This is a genomic window from Cupriavidus sp. H39 (genome assembly GCF_050271075.1).
GTDB classification, from domain to species: Bacteria; Pseudomonadota; Gammaproteobacteria; order Burkholderiales; family Burkholderiaceae; genus Cupriavidus; species Cupriavidus necator_B.
Map to the genome: position 1 here is coordinate 336,198 of NZ_CP189846.1, position 18,454 is coordinate 354,651.

Annotated in this window: 17 protein-coding genes; 7 read left to right on the plus strand and 10 right to left on the minus strand. The window is 68.3% G+C overall.

What is annotated here, in order from left to right:
* Positions 1-21 precede the first annotated feature (21 nt).
* Entirely contained in the window at positions 22-1,041 is a 1,020-nt protein-coding gene (gene galE / locus ACOCMH_RS01950) for a UDP-glucose 4-epimerase GalE (RefSeq protein WP_427307497.1), read from the minus strand.
* A gap of 156 nt (positions 1,042-1,197) precedes the next feature.
* A complete protein-coding gene (locus ACOCMH_RS01955; protein WP_427307498.1) occupies positions 1,198-2,220 on the minus strand; it encodes a tyrosine-type recombinase/integrase in 1,023 nt (340 codons plus the stop codon).
* Positions 2,221-2,422: 202 nt separating this feature from the next.
* Between ACOCMH_RS01955 and ACOCMH_RS01960 the strand changes: the two genes are divergently transcribed.
* Both ACOCMH_RS01960 and ACOCMH_RS01965 read left to right on the plus strand, forming a co-directional pair.
* Positions 2,423-2,854 (plus strand): nuclear transport factor 2 family protein, encoded by a 432-nt coding sequence (locus ACOCMH_RS01960; protein WP_427307499.1) that lies wholly within the window; start codon positions 2,423-2,425, stop codon positions 2,852-2,854.
* Positions 2,855-2,931: 77 nt separating this feature from the next.
* Positions 2,932-3,927, plus strand: coding sequence for an NAD(P)H-dependent flavin oxidoreductase (locus tag ACOCMH_RS01965; RefSeq protein WP_427307500.1), 996 nt, complete (start codon positions 2,932-2,934; stop codon positions 3,925-3,927).
* A 25-nt stretch (positions 3,928-3,952) separates the two neighbouring features.
* Here ACOCMH_RS01965 and ACOCMH_RS01970 read toward each other — a convergent pair whose 3' ends face one another.
* The gene (locus tag ACOCMH_RS01970; protein WP_427307501.1) at positions 3,953-4,498 is read right to left on the minus strand and encodes a PadR family transcriptional regulator; all 546 of its coding nucleotides are present in this window, start codon (positions 4,496-4,498) and stop codon (positions 3,953-3,955) included.
* A 335-nt stretch (positions 4,499-4,833) separates the two neighbouring features.
* Here ACOCMH_RS01970 and ACOCMH_RS01975 point away from each other — a divergent pair, with 335 nt between their 5' ends.
* Positions 4,834-5,055, plus strand: coding sequence for a hypothetical protein (locus ACOCMH_RS01975; RefSeq protein WP_171518000.1), 222 nt, complete (start codon positions 4,834-4,836; stop codon positions 5,053-5,055).
* A 156-nt stretch (positions 5,056-5,211) separates the two neighbouring features.
* On the opposite strand, the gene ACOCMH_RS01980 is transcribed toward ACOCMH_RS01975, so the two are convergent.
* Complete coding sequence (locus ACOCMH_RS01980; protein WP_427307502.1) at positions 5,212-6,327, minus strand: hypothetical protein; 1,116 nt, start codon at positions 6,325-6,327, stop codon at positions 5,212-5,214.
* Between the two features lie 271 nt (positions 6,328-6,598).
* Here ACOCMH_RS01980 and ACOCMH_RS01985 point away from each other — a divergent pair, with 271 nt between their 5' ends.
* Complete coding sequence (locus ACOCMH_RS01985) at positions 6,599-6,835, plus strand: hypothetical protein (RefSeq protein ID WP_427307503.1); 237 nt, start codon at positions 6,599-6,601, stop codon at positions 6,833-6,835.
* A gap of 20 nt (positions 6,836-6,855) precedes the next feature.
* Here ACOCMH_RS01985 and ACOCMH_RS01990 read toward each other — a convergent pair whose 3' ends face one another.
* Positions 6,856-8,199: an MFS transporter gene (locus ACOCMH_RS01990; RefSeq protein ID WP_427307504.1), complete on the minus strand. Its 1,344-nt coding sequence runs from the start codon at positions 8,197-8,199 to the stop codon at positions 6,856-6,858.
* Between the two features lie 68 nt (positions 8,200-8,267).
* Positions 8,268-10,019, minus strand: coding sequence for an IlvD/Edd family dehydratase (locus ACOCMH_RS01995; protein ID WP_427307505.1), 1,752 nt, complete (start codon positions 10,017-10,019; stop codon positions 8,268-8,270).
* Between the two features lie 195 nt (positions 10,020-10,214).
* Between ACOCMH_RS01995 and ACOCMH_RS02000 the strand changes: the two genes are divergently transcribed.
* Complete coding sequence (locus ACOCMH_RS02000; RefSeq protein WP_427307506.1) at positions 10,215-11,210, plus strand: LysR substrate-binding domain-containing protein; 996 nt, start codon at positions 10,215-10,217, stop codon at positions 11,208-11,210.
* Between the two features lie 21 nt (positions 11,211-11,231).
* On the opposite strand, the gene ACOCMH_RS02005 is transcribed toward ACOCMH_RS02000, so the two are convergent.
* The 4 genes from ACOCMH_RS02005 to ACOCMH_RS02020 form a co-directional block, all read right to left on the minus strand.
* Positions 11,232-12,407, minus strand: coding sequence for an L-rhamnonate dehydratase (locus tag ACOCMH_RS02005; protein ID WP_427307507.1), 1,176 nt, complete (start codon positions 12,405-12,407; stop codon positions 11,232-11,234).
* A gap of 91 nt (positions 12,408-12,498) precedes the next feature.
* A complete protein-coding gene (locus tag ACOCMH_RS02010; protein WP_427307508.1) occupies positions 12,499-13,521 on the minus strand; it encodes a 4-hydroxythreonine-4-phosphate dehydrogenase PdxA in 1,023 nt (340 codons plus the stop codon).
* Between the two features lie 15 nt (positions 13,522-13,536).
* Entirely contained in the window at positions 13,537-14,505 is a 969-nt protein-coding gene (locus ACOCMH_RS02015) for a Bug family tripartite tricarboxylate transporter substrate binding protein (RefSeq protein WP_427307509.1), read from the minus strand.
* Positions 14,506-14,614: 109 nt separating this feature from the next.
* Positions 14,615-15,571, minus strand: a complete 957-nt coding sequence (locus tag ACOCMH_RS02020) for a LysR substrate-binding domain-containing protein (protein WP_427307510.1) — start codon at positions 15,569-15,571, stop codon at positions 14,615-14,617.
* A gap of 111 nt (positions 15,572-15,682) precedes the next feature.
* On the opposite strand from ACOCMH_RS02020, the gene ACOCMH_RS02025 reads away from it, so the two are divergent.
* On the plus strand, positions 15,683-16,615 hold the full coding sequence (locus ACOCMH_RS02025) for a dihydrodipicolinate synthase family protein (protein ID WP_427307511.1): 933 nt from the start codon (positions 15,683-15,685) through the stop codon (positions 16,613-16,615).
* Between the two features lie 253 nt (positions 16,616-16,868).
* Positions 16,869-18,452, plus strand: coding sequence for an aldehyde dehydrogenase (NADP(+)) (locus ACOCMH_RS02030; protein ID WP_427307512.1), 1,584 nt, complete (start codon positions 16,869-16,871; stop codon positions 18,450-18,452).
* The last annotated feature ends 2 nt before the right edge of the window (positions 18,453-18,454 follow it).

Genomic DNA, 18,454 nt, shown 5'->3' on the forward strand with positions numbered 1-18,454 from the left:
GCGGGAAGCGCTGCCGGGCTGTCAGGCGTCGAACCCGTGCGGGTTCTGCGACTGCCAGCGCCAGGAATCCTGGCACATGCGGTCGATATCGTGCTGCGCGCGCCACCCCAGCAGCTGGTGGGCCAGCGCGGGGTCGGCGTAGCAGGCGGCGATATCGCCGGGGCGCCGTGCCACGATCTCATACGGCACCGGCTTGCCGCTGGCGCGCTGGTAGGCCTGCACCACCTCCAGCACGCTGTAGCCACGCCCGGTGCCCAGGTTCACGGTCATGCCGCGGCCCTGTTCGCGCAGGTAGTTGAGCGCTGCCAGGTGGCCGTCGGCCAGGTCGCAGACATGGATATAGTCACGCACGCCGGTGCCGTCCACGGTGGGATAATCGCCGCCGAAAACCATCAGCTTGTCGCGGCGCCCGCCCGCCACCTGCGCCACATAAGGCATCAGGTTGTTGGGAATGCCGCGCGGATCTTCGCCGATCAGCCCGCTCTCGTGCGCGCCGACCGGATTGAAATAGCGCAGGTAGGCAATGCGCCATGCCGGATCGGATTTTTCCAGGTCGCGCAGGATTTGCTCGCCCATCAGCTTGGTCTGCCCATAGGGATTGGTCGCCGACAGCGGGAAATCTTCCAGGATCGGCACGGCATGAGGATTGCCATAAACCGTCGCCGAAGAACTGAACACCAGTTGTTTCACCCCGGCCGCGCCCATTGCCGCGCACACCGTCAACAGGCCATCGAGGTTGTTGCTGTAATAGGCCAGCGGCTGGCTGACCGATTCGCCCACCGCCTTGAGCGCGGCAAAATGGATCACCGCGCTGATGCGGTGTTCGGCAAAGAGGCGGTCCAGCAAGGCGCGGTCGCGCACGTCGCCCTGCACAAAATGCGGGGCCTGGCCGGTAATGGTGGTGAGCCGCTCGATCACGGCCGGGCTGCTGTTGCACAGATTATCCAGGCCGATCACATGGTAGCCGGCATTGAGCAGCGCGACCCAGGTATGCGAGGCGATATAGCCGGTGGCACCGGTCAGAAGCAAGGTTTCGGGCATGACAAATGGCCTGATGGGATTCGATTCAGTAATAGCGGACCGGCGGCCGGCAGGCCATGTTCGCGGCAAATAACCTGAAGCGCGGCGCCCGGTGCGTGAAGCTGCCTATTATCCACGAAGTGCCGCCGCGCCCCGGCCAGCCCGGCCGGCACGGTATCAGGCAGAGGCAGCCGCGGCGGGCGCCGCCAGCCCGGCCCGGGCCTGCCAGGCTTCATAGGCCGCGCGCAGCCGCCAGCCTGATTCCAGGTCGCGCATGCCCAGGTACTGCGCGACCTCGGCGGGCGCCGTGCCGGCCTCGAAATGCATCGCCGCGCAGGTATTGCGCAAGGTCTGCGGCGAGGCGCGTTCGCTGCGCCCGGCGAGCACGCCGGCTTCATCCAGCAGGATTTCCACGCGCCGGTACACCGACGCCGCATGCATCGCCCGCCCCGTCGGCATGGCCGGGAACACCAGGCTGCCAAGCGTGCCGGAAGCCTCGCGCAGCGCCAGCCAGGCCCGCAGCGGCGCATGGGCCAGCGGGAACAGCGGCACGGTATAGGCCCGGCCGTTGTCCGCGCGCACCATGCGCAACGCCATCCGCCCGGGTGCGCCGTCGGCGATCACGTCGATGCGCAGCGCGCGCGCCTCGGCCACTTTCAGGCCGCCGCCGAGCAGCACGGCCAGCAGCGCCGCGTCGCGCGCGCGCTTCCATTGCGTGGGCGACGCGGCGGCGCGGGTGTCGCCGGCCGGCACGCCGGCCGGACCCAGGATGCGTGCCACCAGCAAGTCGCGCTCCCCTGGGAGCAGGAACGCGGTGGGGTCGTTTTCGCCCTCGGCCAGATGCGCGCGCACCGCCTGGCTGCCCGGGTTGTGCAGGCCCTCGCGCAGCCGCGCCAGGTGGTGGAACACCCGTTCGATCAGCCGCGCATAGCGGTAGCGGTGCGACTTGTGCAGCTGCTGGGCGTCCAGGAACTCGCCGATCTGCTCTGCCGACCAGCTCAGCGGCGGCAGGCCGCGTTCGGCCGACCAGCGCAGCAGCTTGCCCCACATCGCGCGGTACACCACGCTGGTGCCATGGCGAAAACCGTGCTGCGCCAGCCAGCCGTCGAACGCGCGCTCGGGGTGGTCGCGCCAGGCGGCCAGGTCGGCATCGAACAAAGCCACCTGCTCGAGATGGGCGGCGCTGGGCTTGGTGGTCACGGACACTCCTGGTCTCCTGCATTGGCCGGCGGCCGGCGGACGATCGCGACTATTGTAGACAACGCGTCACTGCGGGCTGCAGCGCGCCATGCCGAACTTGCAGCGGGCCGCGGCGCGTGCTACCTTTCGATCCACTATGCAACTGGTTGCATAGAACCGGAAAGCGATCACCGTAACCTACCGCGCCCCGCCAGGAGACCCCGTGACCACCGCCCTGCTCCCCGCCGCCCAGGCCTCGCTCGACGCCTGGCACCAGATGATTGCCACCCATTCCATGGCCGGGCTCGATGCCATCGTTGCTGATGACGTGGTGTTCCGCTCCCCGGTCGCGCACACGCCGTATCCCGGCCGCGCCGCCATCGCCCTGGTGCTGACCACCGTGAACCAGGTGTTCCAGGACTTCCGCTACCACCGCAGCTTTGTCAGCGACGACGGCCACAGCGTGGTGCTGGAGTTCAGCGCCGCCGTGGACGGCAAGGCGCTCAAGGGCATCGACATGATCCGTTTCGACGACGCCGGCCGCATTGCCGAGTTCGAGGTCATGGTGCGCCCCCGCTCAGGCCTGGAGGCGCTGGCTGCCGCCATGGCCGCGCGCCTGGCCAGCCAGAAAGACGTGCTGACCGGCGCCGCCTGACGTGCGCCGGGCGGCAGCGCTTCGCCCTTTACCGTTTCGCTTCCCCGATTACCCGGAATTACCCAGGAGACTTCCCCATGGCCCTTCCCGCCCAGCTGCAGAACCGGCTTTCGCTGCCGGTGGTGTGCTCGCCGCTCTTCATCATCTCCAACCCCGACCTCGTCATCGCCCAGTGCAAGGCCGGCGTGGTCGGCTCGTTCCCGGCGCTGAATGCGCGCCCCGCGCCCAAGCTGGAGGAATGGCTGGACCGCATCACCACCGAACTGGCGGAACACGACGCGAAGCATCCCGAGCGCCCGTCGGCCCCGTTCGCGGTCAACCAGATCGTGCACAAGTCCAACGACCGGCTCGAGCATGACCTGGAACTGTGCGTGCGCTACAAGGTGCCCATCGTGATCACGTCGCTGGGGGCGCGCAAGGAAGTCAACGACGCGGTCCACTCGTATGGCGGCATCGTGCTGCACGACGTCATCAACAACACCTTCGCGCGCAAGGCGATCGAAAAAGGCGCGGACGGCCTGGTAGCGGTCGCCGCCGGCGCCGGCGGCCATGCCGGCACGCTGTCGCCATTCGCGCTGCTGCACGAGATCCGCGAATGGTTCGACGGCCCGCTGCTGCTGTCGGGCGCGATCTCCAGCGGCGACGCCATCCTGGCCGCGCAGGCCGCCGGCGCCGACCTGGCCTATATCGGCTCGGCCTTCATCGCCACGCAGGAAGCCAACGCGCAGGACGGCTACAAGCAGATGATCGTCGACAGCAATGCCAACGACATCGTTTATTCCAACCTGTTCACGGGCGTGCATGGCAACTACCTGCGCGGCAGCATCGAGCGCGCCGGGCTGGACCCGAACGCGCTGCCGGAATCGGATCCGTCGAAGATGAATTTCGGCTCCACCAGCGTGAAGGCCTGGAAGGACATCTGGGGCGCCGGCCAGGGCGTCGGCGCGATCAAGCGTGTGGTGCCGGCCGCGGAACTGGTGCGCCGTTTTGCCGAGGAATACGCGCTGGCGCGCCGCCGCCTGGGACTGGGTGAAGCCAGCCCGGCCGGCACGCGGGCGGTCGACTTGGCCTGACCGCGGGCGCCCTTGCGCCGTCGCGCTACAGCAGCGGCAGCAGGGCCTCCCCCCAGGCCACCCAGTCGGTCTCGAAGCGGATTCCGCGCTGCAGCAGCGCATAGCGCAGTTGCTGCGCGCGATCCATGTCCGGCGCCGAAAAATCGCGCCGCTCGATGGCCAGGTAGGTCTCGAGGCGGGCGCGGTGCAGCGCGATCAGCCGCCGCATCTCGTCGCCCAGGCCAAGTGGGCCGATCACCGCATCGGCACGCAGCTTGACCAGGATCTCCTCGCGCTGGTCCAGGCCCGCGCCCGGCGCCAGCACCCAGCGCGCCAGCTCGTCATGGCCGGCGGGCAACACCCGGTAGACCTTCTTGCGGTTGCGGCGGTCGGCTGCGCCCTCGCCTTCCGCCGCGTCGTTTTCATCGGCGGCAATCCAGCCGCTGTCCGCCATCCGACCCAGTTCGCGATAGATCTGCTGGTGCGTGGCATGCCAGAAATAGCCGATGGAGCGGTCAAAGCGCCGCGCGAGGTCGTAGCCCGATGAGGGCTTTTCGATCAGGGAGATCAACAAGGCGTGCTGGGTCGACATGCGTCTGGGCTGAGCGGCGGGGGTGAACGGAATGGCTCAGAAAGCACGGACGTGCCGGCACGCGCCACGGTCACCGCACTTTCAAAAACAGCCGCTATGGTAGCGCAATGCCGGTACGGTGCCGCCGCGCGGCCGGCGTGGCGCATGCGCAAACCAGATGCCGACAAAACAATATATTTGCCGATTTTGTCAGTTAAGAAATTTCCTACCAGACAGAATTAAAAAATGCTGAATGGCATTTCTGGCCGACGTGCCATACATTCCATACATTGAAGCTGTGCGAGCAAATACGATCCGCCCCCGGCCGCACCATGCAGCAACTTTGGAGTGTGTCCATGACCGGAAGAATCCTGCTTGCCGAAGACCGCGACGTGCCCTGGGAGGCCGACGCGCGCCCGCTCGGCCTGCTGGCGCCAGTGCACGACAAGGCGCCAGTGTATTACCGCCTGCCCGATACGCCTGACGGGCACCATATCAAGGAATACCCCAGCGGCCTGCGCCAGCTGGTACGTTTTGTCGGCGTCGAGGAACAGGTCGTCAAATACAACCTGACCTGAACCCGCACGCCATCGATTTCCCTGTGGTTGTCTCCTCCGAGCCCGATCCTGCGGGCAGGGACTTGAACCCGCGAGCTTCGCGGGTTTTTTCTTGGCGGCGCGCCCGCTCGGTTTTTCCCATCGCCCCACCGCCGTACCGTGCGGGCGTCCGCCGCTTCAGAGTTGCGGCGCGCGGCAGGGGGCGCCATCGGGGTTGGCCGACTCCGCCATGCCGAACACCGCGCGTGCCCCGCACTGCGAGCCAAACATGCGCGCCTGGTCGTGACCCACGCCCACCACCTCATAGGCCTGGTGGTGCAGCCTCAGGTCCGCACTTGCCAGGTAGCGCTCATAGCGCAGGTAGCCGCGGGCACGCTGCAGCCGCGTGGGGCCTTCGGCCTCGGCGCCGCAAGCCTTGTCGAGCACGCGGTGGTTGGGGTCGTTGTCATCGGTACCGGCCAGGTAGGTCACCTGGCGCGCGGCGTAGCGCCGGTACAGCGCCAGGCCATCGGCGCCCTGCGCATACGGCACGATGTCCTGCATGCCGTACCGGTACTTGTCGTAGTCCGGGCAAACCGCCTGGTCATACGGTGCGAACGACTTGCCGTCCGGGCCCGCCGGGCGCACCGGCGTGAAATAGAGATAGGACGACGGGTTCGCCACCACGTAGCGCAAGTCGATGCCGCGCGCGCGGATGCGTTCATCCACCTGGTTCAGCACGGCATAGCGATGCACGATCTGCGCGCCACCCGAATGCCCGGCCACTGTCACCCTGGTCACCCCCGGCAGGCGCGATTTGTCGGTGACGAGGGCGAGCAAGTCGTCAAGCACTTGCAGCGAACTGACCGGGAACGGCGCATTGACGGCATTCTCGCCGCTCATCCAGCCCTGCACCGACCACTGCGGCATGCCTTCGAAGCCCTTGCCATGGTCAGGCGTGCCGGGAAAGTTGGGGGCGACCAGCAACACTTCACCGGGATCGCGGCCGCTGGCCTTGAGCAACGCCGTGCCGGCGGCGTAGTAATCGTCGCCATTGCGCTGCAGGCCGTGCTGCACGAACACGACCTCGCGGATTCGCGACAGATCCCCGTCGAGCCGGTGGTTGGCGTAAACCGGGAAATCGTAACCCGCCCCGGCACCCAGATGCACGCGCTGCCAGTGCGGCCGGGCCAGGGCCGCCTGCGCCGGCGGGCTCGCGGCCAGCGGCGGTTCAACCGCGCCGGCGCAAGCGGCGAGGACCGCGGCGGCCGCCGCACCGGCAACGCAAGAGAGTTGGGGAATGGCTCGGAACATGGCATGCGCTCTGGGTTGGCAGAGCATCAATGGTAGGGCAGCTGCGCGGCCGGCCACAACGTTATGTTGCAGGCACGCCGCAGCACGCCGCGCAACGCCGGCGGCACAGCGGGCAGCGCATTCGGCAAGTACCCTGGTGCCTGCACGATGCTAGCGCTTGCAACAGGCGGAAGAAGGGATTGCAATCGACGGCAGCGCCCGTCCGTTAATAGGACGGGAACGAAGGTTGCAGCGCCTTCGGACTACCCGCCCCAACCCACAGGATTGCCCTATGTACATGGTCTATTGGTCGCAAGCGGACGGCGCCGGGCTCAGTCCGCATGCGCAGTCCTTCCCCAGCGATGCCATGCGTGAAGCGCTGCGCTTTACCGAGGCGCTGCGCCAGCGCCAGCATGCGGGCGAGCCGGTCAGCTTTGTCACGCTGTGCGCAGAAAATCCCGACTCGGTCGGCCGCGCCGGCGCGGCCGACCCGCCGCCCGACTACGCGTGGAAGAAGCGGCGGCCCTGAGCCTGCCGCCAGGCCGCCGGTCAGGCGCGTGCCGCCGCCGGCCGCAGCGCCGCGCGCACGACGAAGGCCATCACTACCGCAAACAGCAGCATCACCGCCAGGAAGTACAGCCCGGCGGCCAGGCTGCCGGTGGCGTCCTTGATCACGCCAATGCCATACGGCCCGAAATAGCCACCCAGATTGGCCAGCGAGTTGATGGTGGCGATGCCCACCGCGGCGCTGGCGCCGGTCAGAAACTCGCCGGGCAGCGCCCACACCACCGCCTGGATCGAATAGACCGAGAACGCGGTCAGGCAGATAAACAGGAACTGCAGCGCCGGCGACTGTACCCACGCGCTCAGCGCCATGGTGATCGCCGCCATGCCGGACACCACCACGATATGGCCGTAGCGCTCGCGCTTGCGGTCCGAATGGCGCGGCACCAGCCAGAGCCCGACCACGGCAAACAGGTAGGGCACGGCCGACAGCAGCCCGGTCATTGCATCGGTGACGCCGAACTGCTTGATGATGGTCGGCAGCCACAGCGACAGCCCGTAGATGCTTAGCGGGAACGGCAGGAACAGCAGCGACAGCAGCAGCACGCGCTTGTCGCGCAGCGCCCGCAGCGGATTGCCATGCGCTTTCAGCGCATAGGTGGCCTGGTCGGCGGCCAGTTCGCGCTCGATCCAGGCGCGGTCGGCCGGCGCCAGCCACGCCGCGCTGGCCGGCGACTCCGGCAGCAGCTTCAGCGTCGGCAGGCACAGCAGCACCGCGGGCAGGCCGCTGAGCACGAACAGCGTCTGCCAGTTGCTCATGCCGAATACGCCGTGGGTCGACAGCACCAGCCCCGCGATCGGCCCGGTGATGATCAGCGCGATCGGCTGTGCCAGCACCAGCAGGCCGATGATGCGCGCACGGTGCCGCATCGGGAACCACTTGGTCAGGAAGTACAGGATGCCCGGATACAGCCCCGCCTCGGCCGCGCCCAGCAGGAAGCGCAGCACGTAAAAGCTGTGGGGCCCACTGGTCAGCGCCATCGCCATGGTGATCACGCCCCAGGTGAACAGGATGCGCGCGAACCAGCGGCGTGCGCCGAAGCGCTCCAGCGCCAGGTTACTGGGCACTTCGCACAAGAAATAGCCGACGAAGAACAGCCCCGCGCCGAGGCCGTAGGCCGCATCGCTGATACCGATCGCCGCATTCATGTGCAGCTTGGCAAAACCGACCACCGATCGGTCGATATACGCCACCACGTAGATCAGCGCCAGGAATGGGATCAGCCGGCGCACCAGCATGCCGATGATGCGGTGCTCTTCCGCGGCTTGCGATCGTTCTCCCTGGGTCGGGGCGGCGCGCTCCATCGGCGCGGTCTGGGTGCCTTGCATGGCGTAGTCTCCTTGTCTTTGTCGTAGCCGGCTGCGCGACAGGCAGCCGGGGGGTTTGGTGCAATGACTCAGTGCGAATGGCGCGGCACCTCGCGGCCGCGGCAGCCCACCAGGAAGTCGAGGTCGCAGCCTTCGTCTGCCTGCAGCACGTGGTTGACGTACAGCTTGCGATAGCCGCCGTCCGCGGGTGCCTCCAGTGGCTGCACGTCAGCCATGCGGCGCGCGAACTCGGCGTTGTCGATATCGAGATGCAGGCGCCCGGCCTCGCAGTCGAGCTCGATCCAGTCGCCGTCGCGCACGATCGCGAGCGGGCCGCCCGCGGCCGCTTCCGGCGCCACGTGCAGCACCACCGTGCCGTAGGCGGTGCCGCTCATGCGCGCGTCGGAGATGCGCACCATGTCCTTGACGCCCTGGCGCAGCAGCTTGGGGGGCAGGCCCATGTTGCCGACCTCGGCCATGCCCGGATAGCCGCGCGGGCCGCAGCGCTTGAGCACCAGCACCGAGTTCTCGTCGACCTCGAGCGATTCGTCGACGATGCGTTCCTTGTAATGCTCCAGGTTTTCGAACACCACCGCGCGGCCGCGGTGGCGCAGCAGTTTCGGCGTCGCGGCCGACGGCTTGAGCACCGCGCCGCGCGGCGACAGGTTGCCGCGCAGGATGCGGATGCTGCCGTCGCGGATCAGCGGCTGATCGAGCGGGCGGATGACTTCATCATTGGTGATCGGCGCATCCCTGACGTTATCCCAGATCGCCTTGCCGTTGACGGTCAGCGCATCCGGGTGCGGCAGCAAACCCGCCTCGCCCAGGCGGCGCAACACCGCGGGCAGGCCGCCGGCATAGTAGAACTCTTCCATCAGGAAGCGGCCCGACGGCATCAGGTCGACGATGGTCGGCGTGTCGCGCCCCACGGTGCTCCAGTCTTCCAGTTCCAGCGGCACGCCGATGCGCCCGGCGATCGCCTTCAGGTGGATTACCGCATTGGTCGAGCCGCCGATCGCCGCGTTGACGCGGATCGCGTTCTCGAACGCCTGGCGCGTCAGGATCTTCGACAGCGTCAGGTCCTCGCGCGCCATCTCGACGATGCGGATGCCGGACATGTGCGCGAGCACGTAGCGGCGCGCATCGACCGCGGGAATCGCCGCGTTGTGCGGCAGCGAGGTGCCAAGCGCCTCGGCCATGCAGGCCATGGTCGAGGCCGTGCCCATGGTGTTGCAGGTGCCGGCCGAGCGCGACATGCCGGCTTCGGCGGACAGGAACTGGTGCAGGTTGATCTCGCCCGCCTTGAGCGATTCATGCAGCTGCCATACCGCGGTGCCCGAGCCGATGTCCTTGCCGTCGAGCTTGCCGTTGAGCATCGGCCCGCCGGTGACGACGATGGCCGGCACGTCGCAGCTGGCCGCGCCCATCAGCAGCGCCGGCGTGGTCTTGTCGCAGCCGGTCAGCAGCACCACGGCGTCGATCGGGTTGCCGCGGATCGCTTCCTCGACATCCATCGCGGCGAGATTGCGCGTCAGCATCGCGGTCGGCCGCAGGTTGGATTCGCCGTTGGAGAACACCGGGAATTCGACCGGGAAACCGCCCGCCTCATACACACCGCGCTTGACGTGCTCGGCCAGCTTGCGGAAGTGCGCGTTGCAGGGGGTCAGTTCCGACCACGTATTGCAGATGCCGATCACCGGCCGGCCGTCGAAGGCGTGGTCGGGAATGCCCTGGTTCTTCATCCAGCTGCGGTACATGAAGCCGTTCTTGTCGGCGGTGCCGAACCACGCGGTCGAGCGCAGCGGCTTGCGTTGCTTGTCGTTGTCCTGGGAATCCGACATGTTGTTCCTGGTGCAATGGCCGCCAGCGCTGGCGGCGGGGAATGGCAGGGACGACGGAGCCAGCGGCATGGCGCCACGCTGTCTCCGGTCGTTGTGGTTTTGTCGGACGCAGTGTATGCAGCTTGCCGATATGCTACTAATGAAGAGTTCGGCCATTGCCATACCAATATCGGCATCAGTATTAACCCTAGTCCAATGCCAGTTCCAACCCCTTCCCCCGCGTATTCCCCGGCGCCGCCGGCCGTGCCGACCTGGCACAACCACACCCGCCTGAAGACGCGCCAGCTATTGCTGCTGCTCGCCGTGGCCGACGAAGGCAGCATCCATCGCGCGGCCGAACGGCTGGCGATGACGCAACCGGCCGCGTCCAAGCTGCTGCGCGAGCTGGAAGATCTGCTGTCGGTACCCTTGTTCGAGCGCCTGCCGCGCGGCATGGCGCCAACGGACTACGGCCGCGCGATGATCCGGCACGCGCGCGCGGTGGTCGGCAGCCTGAACCAGGCGCGGGAAGAAGTGCTGGCACTGAAGGCAGGGCGGCTGGGCCATGTGGCGATCGGCGCGATCACCTCGCCGGGCGTGCGGCTGCTGCCGCCGGCGATCGCGCGGATCAAGGCGCGCTATCCGGGCCTGCGGGTGTCCGTGGAGATCGACAACAGCAACGTGCTGCTCGACCGGCTGGCGCAGGAAAAGCTGGACATGGTGGTGGCGCGCCTGTTTCCCGAGCACGACAAGGGCCGGCTGCGCTACGCGCCGATGGCGCAGGAGCCGGTGTGCGCGGTGGTGCGGCCCGATCATCCGATGCTGGCGGCGCCCGGGCTGTCATTGGCCGACACCGTCGACGCGGCCTGGCTGATCCCGCCGGCCGGCACGGTGCTGCGCCACCGCTTCGAGCTGATGTTCCAGCGCGCCAGCCTGGCGCCGCCGGACAATGTGGTGGAGACCGCCGCGCTGCTGTTCCTGACGCGCATGGTGACGCAGTCGGACATGATCGCGGTGCTGACCGCCGACGTGGCGCAGTACTACGCCGCGTTCGGCATGGTGCAGGTCCTGCCGATGGCGATGCCCTGCCATATGGACGATTTCGGCCTGATCACGCCGACCGACCGGCTGATGTCGCCCGGCGCGCTGCTGGTCGCCGAGGCGCTGCGCGAGGCCGCGCAGGACATCTATGGCGGGCAGCAAGCGGCATGAGCCCGCCCCTGCCCGCGCGCCTCATCCGATGATGTTGAAGTCGCCGAAAAACGCGTCGTTCAGTTCCAGCCCCAGGCCCGGCAGGTTGTCATCTAGCTGCAGGTAGCCGTTGTCCGGCGCGGGGTCGCCCTTGAAGATGTAGTAGAACAGCTCGTTGCCGACCTCGACGTCATGCACCGGGAAGTACTCGGCCATCGGCGACGCGGTCGACGCCATGGTCAGGTGGTAGTTGTGCATCTGCCCGGCATGCGGGATCACCGGCACCGACCAGGCCTCGGCCATGGCGTTGATCTTCTGCGCGGCGGTGATGCCGCCCACGCGGTTGGTGTCGTACTGGATCACGTCGACCGCGCGGCGTTCCAGCAGGTCCTTGAAGCCGTACGAGGTGAACTCGTGCTCGCCGCCCGAGATCGGGAACGGGCTGGCCTTCTTCAGCTCGACATAGCCTTCGATATCGTCGGCGATCACCGGCTCTTCGAGCCAGCGCGGGTTGAACTCGGCCAAACGCGGCAGCATCCGGCGCGCGTATTCCAGGGTCCAGCCCATGTAGCACTCGAGCATGATGTCGACGCCGTCGCCCACCAGCTCGCGCAGCAGGCGCACCTGCTCGATGTTCTTCTGCATGCCGGCGGGGCCGTCCTTGGGGCCGTAGCCGAAGCGCATCTTCATCGCGCTGAAGCCCTGGTCAAGGTAGCCTTGCGCTTCGGCCAGGAAAGCATCGCGGTCATCGTTGTTGTAGAGCTTGGAGGCATAGCACCAGATCTTCTCCTTGGTGCGCCCGCCCAGCAGCTTGAACACCGGCTTGCCGACCGCCTTGCCCATCAGGTCCCACAGCGCGATGTCCACCGCCGAGATCGCCGCCATGCCGATGCCCTTGCGGCCCCACGCATGGGTGCGGCGATACATCTTCTGCCACAGGTATTCGTTGTCGAACGGGTCCTGGCCGATCACGACCGGCGCCAGGTACTGGTCGACGATCTCCTTGGCCACGCGCGGCGCCAGCGCGCAGTTGCCGATGCCAACCAGGCCGGTATCGGTCTCGATCTCGACCACCATCCAGCCATGGAAGCGGAACGAGCCCATGGCGTCGCCGCGCTCGAAGAGGATATCGGTGGCGTTGGTGCAGAAATGCGCTTGCGGCGGCACGGTCTTGCCCTTCCATTCGAAAACGCGGGCGCGGACGTTGGTGATCTTCATGTTCAGCTCCTGATGGCAATGCGTTGGCGCGAACGCGCCCCGGCCGCGCCGGGGGCGGTCTTGCGTGTTGCGGTATGGATGGACGGGTTGGCTAGGCTTGCGCGGCCGCGCGTCGCTGCGCACCCATGCTGCAGGCGATCTGGAACGCCTGCAGCGTGGCGCCCGGATCGGCGCGGCCCTGCTGCGTGATATCGAAGGCGGTGCCGTGCGCGGGCGTGGTGATCGGCACCGGCAACCCGCCCTGCACCGTCACGCCGCGCGAGAACCCCATCAGCTTGATGCCGATCTGGCCCTGGTCGTGGTACATGGTGACGATGGCATCGAACTGCCGCTGCGACGGCCCGCCCTGCACCTTCAGGAAGATGGTGTCGGCCGGGAACGGGCCCTCCGCATTGACGCCGCGCTCGCGCGCCGCGGCCACGCCGGGTGCGATCACGTCGATCTCCTCGCGGCCGAAGGCGCCGTTGTCGCCGTTGTGTGGGTTGAGGCCGCACACGGCAATGCGTGGACTGGCCATGCCGGCGTGGCGCAGCGCCTGGTCGATCAGGTCGATGGCACCGCCGACGCGTTCGGGCGTGATCATCGCCGGCACGTCCTTGAGCGCGACGTGCGAGGTCACGCGCGAGGTCCACAGCCCGTCGAGCACGTTGAACTCGCAGAAATTGCCGTGGTAGCCAAGCTGCTCGGCGAACCAGTGCAGCTCGTCGCTGTGGGCCATGCCGGCGGCATGCAGCGAGCTCTTGTTGAGCGGCCCGAACAGGATCGCATCGGCCTGCCCCGCCTGCGCCAGCTGCAGCGCCAGCGCCAGGGTGCCTAGGCTGTAGCGTCCGCCTTCGGCACTGGCCGCGCCGCGCGGATAGGCCGGGCGCCCTGGCAGCTGCCAGTGGTACAGGCGCGGCTTGCCGTCGTCGGCAAAGGCGGGCACGTCGGTCTCGGCCAGCGCCAGCTCGACGCCTGCGATGCGCATGCCGTGGCGCCATTCGTCGCGGTCGGCGATCAGCAGGATGTCGGCCTGCGCGGCCGTGCCGGCGTCGGCCAGCAGCCGCGCGATCAGTTCAGGACCGATGCCGGCGGGGTCGCCCAGCACCATGGCGATTCTTGGTCGGGAATGCATGAGGCTTCCGTAGGATTATTGGTCGAGCTTGACGCCCAGTTCAGCGATGAGCTTGCCATAGCGCGCATATTCGGCCCGCGAGAACGCGTCGAACTGCGCCGCGGTCAGCGTGCCGGGCACCGCGCCCACATCCGCCAGCCGGCGCACCGTGTCGGGATCCTTGATCACCGTGGCGAGCGCGCTGCCCAGCTTCTGCAGCGCCGCGGGCGGCGTGCCGGCCGGCGCGTAGACGCCGTACCACGCGCTCATCTGGATGCCGGGCACGCCCGCTTCCGCCAGCGTCGGCACGTTGGGCAGCAGCGCGGAACGCTTGTCGGCGGTCACCGCCAGCGCGCGCAGCTTGCCGGCCTTGATATGGCTGATGACCGACGGCATGGTCTCGAAGCTCATGTCCACCTGCCCGCCCATCAGGTCCACCAGCGCGCTGCTGCTGCTCTTGTACGGCACATGGAGCAGCTTGCCCTGGATCTGGCGCGCAAAGGCCGCGCCGGCCAGGTGCTGGGTACTGCCGACCCCCGACGAGCTGTAGCGAAACTTGTCCGGATTGGCCTGGATTTGCGCCACCAGCGCCTTGACGTCGCGCGCCGGCACCTGGTTGTTGACCACCAGCACATTGGGCACGGTCGACACCAGCGCCACCGGAACCAGGTCCTTGAGCGGGTCGAACTGCAGCTTGAGCAGGTGCGGCGCGATCGCCTGCGAGGTGACCACGCCCATCAGCAGCGTGTTGCCGTCCGCCGGCGCCTTGGCGGTAATGTCCGCGGCAATGGTGTTGGACGCGCCGGGGCGGTTGTCCACCACCACCGGTTGCTTCAGCTGCGCGGCGAGCTTGTCGGAGACGATGCGCGCCATTACGTCGGTGCCGCCGCCCGGCGCGGCGCCTACCATCAGCCGCACCGGCCGCGTGTCCTGGGCCCACGCCGCGCCCGTTGCTGCCGCCACCGTGGCGAGGCCGGCGAGTGCGCCGGCGATCCATGTCTTCATTGCTGTCTCCGTCGTTTGCTGTCCGGGCTCTGCGGCGCGGATGGCCAGACTATAGGAGCATCAGCGATTCGCTACTACTGATGTTTTTTGAACCGGCGATCACCTGGAGTTATACCCCGGCGTCCGCCGCACCCGGCCCGCGCGGGCCCGCTTTCAGGATAGCGGCCAGCTGCCGCGCGGCGGCCGACAGGCCGCCCCCGCGCCGCGTGACGATGCCGAAGGTCTGCTGGCGCGACTGCAGCCGCACCGGCAGGATGCGCAGCATCTTCTGGCGCACGAACATGGCGGCCACGCCCGCCGGCAGCAGCGACACCAGGCCGGGGTCGTCCTGCAGCATCGCCACCGTGACGAACGCCGACGAGGTCGACACCGCATTGGCCGGAAAGCTCAGGCCGGCCAGGTCCAGTTCGCGCTGCAGCAGGGCATGCATCGGCATGTGGCCGGCATACGTGATCCAGCGATAGCCCGCGAGGTCGGCAAACCCCATTGAAGTCGCGCGCGGCGCGGGATGCGAGCGCCCCACCACCACCGCCACCTGCTCGTCGCCAAGCGCGTGGTAGTGGTAGCGGGCCGGTTCGTCGCTGACCAGCGAGCGGCCGACCACCAGGTCCAGGTGCCCGTCATCGAGCAGTTCCAGCAGGCGCCGGCTGGTGTCCTCCATGATCTCCAGCGCCAGCTCCGGGTGCGCCTGGCGCAACTGCGCCAGCGCCGGCACCAGCACGTCCGGCACCGCCCCCATGATCGTGCCCACGGCGACGCGGCCGCCGCTGCCGGCGCGGATGCCGGCCACCTCGTCGCACATCGCGCCCAGGTCGGCCACCAGCTGCCGTGCGTGCCGGATCACGCAGTGCCCGAAGGCGTTGGGCCGCATGCCGCGCCGGGAGCGTTCGAACAACGGCGCCTCGAGCATGCTTTCCAGTTCCTGCAGCGACTTGCTGGCCGCGGACTGGGTCATCGCCATGGCCGCGGCCGCCTGGTGCAGCGAGGCGTGTTCGTCGAGCGCAATCAGCAATTGCAGCTGCTTGACGCGCAGGCGGCCCGTGAGAGTTTCGAGCGTGGATTTCATGGCGGGTCAGTGAGTCGCAAAAGCGATCACCAGATGGAAAGGTTTCAATATACAGCCCGCCGGACGGCTCGTATATTGGCCCGACCCATTGATCGACAGCCGGAGCAGACCATGACCCGCAGCCCCACCCCTACCGTCTACCGCGGCGTATTCCCGGTCGCGCCCACCATCTTCGACGCACAAGGCGGGCTTGACCTGGACGGCCAGCGCCGCTGCATCGACTTCATGATCGATGCCGGCTCGCACGGCCTGTGCATCCTGGCCAATTTCTCCGAGCAGTTCGTGCTGAGCGACGACGAGCGCAACGTGCTGATGCGGACCGTGCTGGAACATGTGGACGGCCGCGTGCCGGTAATCGTCACCACCACGCATTTCAGCTCGCGCCTGTGCGCCGAGCGCAGCCGCGCGGCGCAGGACGCGGGCGCGGCCATGGTGATGGTGATGCCGCCCTACCACGGCGCCACCATCCGCATGCCCGAGCGCAGCATCTACGAGTTCTTCGCCACCGTCTCGGACGCCATCGACATCCCCATCATGATCCAGGACGCGCCGGTCAGCGGCACCACGCTGAGCGCGCCGTTCCTGGCGCGCATGGCGCGCGAGATCGGCAATGTGTCGTACTTCAAGATCGAGGTGCAGCAGGCCGCCGCCAAGCTGCGCGAGCTGATCGAGCTGGGCGGCGACGCCATCGTCGGCCCGTGGGACGGCGAAGAGGCCATCACGCTGATGGCCGACCTGGAAGCGGGCGCCACCGGCGCCATGACCGGCGCTGGCTTTCCTGACGGCATCCGCCAGATTCTCGATGCCTGGCAGGCCGGCGACGCCGAACTGGCGGCGCAGCGCTACCAGCAATGGCTGCCGCTGATCAACTACGAAAACCGCCAGGGCTGGCTGGCGACCAGCAAGGTGCTGATGCAGGAAGGCGGCGTGATCGCGTCGGACGCGGTGCGGCATCCGCTGCAGCCGATGCACCCGGCGACGCGCGAAGGGCTGATGCGGATCGCGCGCCGGCTGGATCCGATGGTGTTGCGGTGGGGGCGGTGAGGGTTTGTCCTTGATGTGCTGGCGCCTCGCATCGAGAAGCGCCGGCCCTCACCCCCGCCCCTCGCCCGCAAGCGGGAGAGGGGAGCAAACCACCGGCTTGCGAAGCCACCACTGTTCCCAACTCTGCCGATGTGTGCTCCCTCTCCCGCTTGCGGGAGAGGGTTGGGGTGAGGGCCGGAGCCCTCCACGAAGTGACGGCGCTTTGCATGCCCCCTCCTTCTGAAAGCACACAACGACTTCCCAAAATCCACCCATGACCCTCACCGGCAACCTCCTGATCGGCCGCCAATCACCGCGCGGCACCCAAGGCACCCTCCACGCCATCGACGCAGCCACCGGCGCCACGCTGGAACCCGCCTTCGGCGGCGCCACGCCCCAGCAGCTCGACCAGGCCTGTGCCCTCGCCTGGCAGGCATTCGATACCTACCGCGAGACCGCGCCCGAACGGCGCGCCGATTTCCTCGAAGCCATCGCGGCCAACATCGTGGCGCTGGGCGATGCGTTCATCGATCGCTGCGTCGCCGAGTCCGGCCTGCCGCGCGCCCGCATCGAAGGCGAGCGCGGCCGCACCGTGGGCCAGTTGCGCCTGTTCGCCAACCTGCTGCGCCAGGGCGATTTCCTTGAGCTGCGCGTCGATCCGGCGCAGCCCGAACGCAAGCCGCTGCCGCGCCCGGACCTGCGCCTGCGCCATATCCCGCTGGGCCCGGTCGCGGTGTTCGGCGCGAGCAATTTCCCGCTGGCGTTCTCGGTGGCGGGCGGCGATACCGCATCGGCGCTGGCCGCCGGTTGCCCGGTCATCGTCAAGGCGCATCCGGCGCATCCCGGCACGTCGGAACTGGTGGGCCGCGCGATCCGCCAGGCCGTTGACGAGCTGGACCTGCCCGAAGGCACCTTCTCGCTGCTGTTCGATGCCGGCCTGGAAGTCGGGCAAGGGCTGGTGGCGGACCCGCGCATCAAGGCCGTCGGCTTCACCGGCTCGCGCGCCGGCGGTATGGCGCTGATGGCAATCGCAGCCGCGCGCGCCGAACCGATCCCGGTCTATGCCGAGATGAGCAGCGTCAACCCGGTGCTGCTGTTCCCGCACGCGCTGGCCAGCCGCGCCGAAGCCATCGGCACCGCCTTCGCCGATTCGCTAACGCTGGGCGCGGGGCAGTTCTGCACCAATCCCGGCCTGGTGCTGGCGGTGGCGGGCGACGACCTGGACCGCTTCCTGCGGGCCGCGTCGGCACGGCTCGCCACGCTGCCCGCGGCAACGATGCTGACGCCCGGCATCCATCGCGCCTATTGCGCCGGCGTCGAGTCGCTCGCCCGCCATGCGCAGGTACAGACCGTCGCGCTCGGCCCGGCGGGAGCGGCCACGCAAGGCCAGGCCGCGCTGTTTGCCACCGACGCCGCGGCGTTCCTGGCAGACCCGGCGCTGCGCCACGAAGTCTTCGGCGCCGCCGCGTTGGTCGTGCGCTGCCGCGACCTTGCCGACATGCAGCGCGTCATCGACGCCCTGGAAGGCCAGCTGACCGCCGCGCTGCATCTCGACGAGGCCGATCACGACGCCGCCCGCGCGTTCCTGCCCGCGCTCGAACGGCTGGCGGGACGCATCCTGGTCAATGGCTTCGGCACCGGCGTCGAGGTCGGGCATGCGATGGTGCATGGCGGGCCCTGGCCTGCCACCGCTGACGGCCGCAGCACCTCGGTCGGTAGCCTGGCCATCGCGCGCTTCGTGCGCCCGGTCAGCTATCAGGACATGCCGGCCGCCCTGCTGCCTGCGTCGCTGCGCCCGGACAGCCCGCAACGCCACACGTGGCGCGTGGACGGCAAGCTGCCGGAGACAGTAGGCTGAGC

Excerpts from the sequence above, each read along its gene's own strand:
- ACOCMH_RS01965 (WP_427307500.1), top strand. The coding sequence starts at position 2,932 with ATGGCCCTTCCCGCCCAGCTGCAGAACCGGCTTTCGCTGCCGGTGGTG.
- ACOCMH_RS01990 (WP_427307504.1), bottom strand. The coding sequence starts at position 8,199 with ATGCAAGGCACCCAGACCGCGCCGATGGAGCGCGCCGCCCCGACCCAG.
- galE (WP_427307497.1), bottom strand. The coding sequence starts at position 1,041 with ATGCCCGAAACCTTGCTTCTGACCGGTGCCACCGGCTATATCGCCTCG.
- ACOCMH_RS01970 (WP_427307501.1), bottom strand. The coding sequence starts at position 4,498 with ATGTCGACCCAGCACGCCTTGTTGATCTCCCTGATCGAAAAGCCCTCA.
- ACOCMH_RS02015 (WP_427307509.1), bottom strand. The coding sequence starts at position 14,505 with ATGAAGACATGGATCGCCGGCGCACTCGCCGGCCTCGCCACGGTGGCG.
- ACOCMH_RS02030 (WP_427307512.1), top strand. The coding sequence starts at position 16,869 with ATGACCCTCACCGGCAACCTCCTGATCGGCCGCCAATCACCGCGCGGC.
- ACOCMH_RS02025 (WP_427307511.1), top strand. The coding sequence starts at position 15,683 with ATGACCCGCAGCCCCACCCCTACCGTCTACCGCGGCGTATTCCCGGTC.
- ACOCMH_RS01985 (WP_427307503.1), top strand. The coding sequence starts at position 6,599 with ATGTACATGGTCTATTGGTCGCAAGCGGACGGCGCCGGGCTCAGTCCG.
- ACOCMH_RS01980 (WP_427307502.1), bottom strand. The coding sequence starts at position 6,327 with ATGTTCCGAGCCATTCCCCAACTCTCTTGCGTTGCCGGTGCGGCGGCC.
- ACOCMH_RS01975 (WP_171518000.1), top strand. The coding sequence starts at position 4,834 with ATGACCGGAAGAATCCTGCTTGCCGAAGACCGCGACGTGCCCTGGGAG.
- ACOCMH_RS02010 (WP_427307508.1), bottom strand. The coding sequence starts at position 13,521 with ATGCATTCCCGACCAAGAATCGCCATGGTGCTGGGCGACCCCGCCGGC.
- ACOCMH_RS02020 (WP_427307510.1), bottom strand. The coding sequence starts at position 15,571 with ATGAAATCCACGCTCGAAACTCTCACGGGCCGCCTGCGCGTCAAGCAG.
- ACOCMH_RS02000 (WP_427307506.1), top strand. The coding sequence starts at position 10,215 with ATGCCAGTTCCAACCCCTTCCCCCGCGTATTCCCCGGCGCCGCCGGCC.
- ACOCMH_RS02005 (WP_427307507.1), bottom strand. The coding sequence starts at position 12,407 with ATGAAGATCACCAACGTCCGCGCCCGCGTTTTCGAATGGAAGGGCAAG.
- ACOCMH_RS01995 (WP_427307505.1), bottom strand. The coding sequence starts at position 10,019 with ATGTCGGATTCCCAGGACAACGACAAGCAACGCAAGCCGCTGCGCTCG.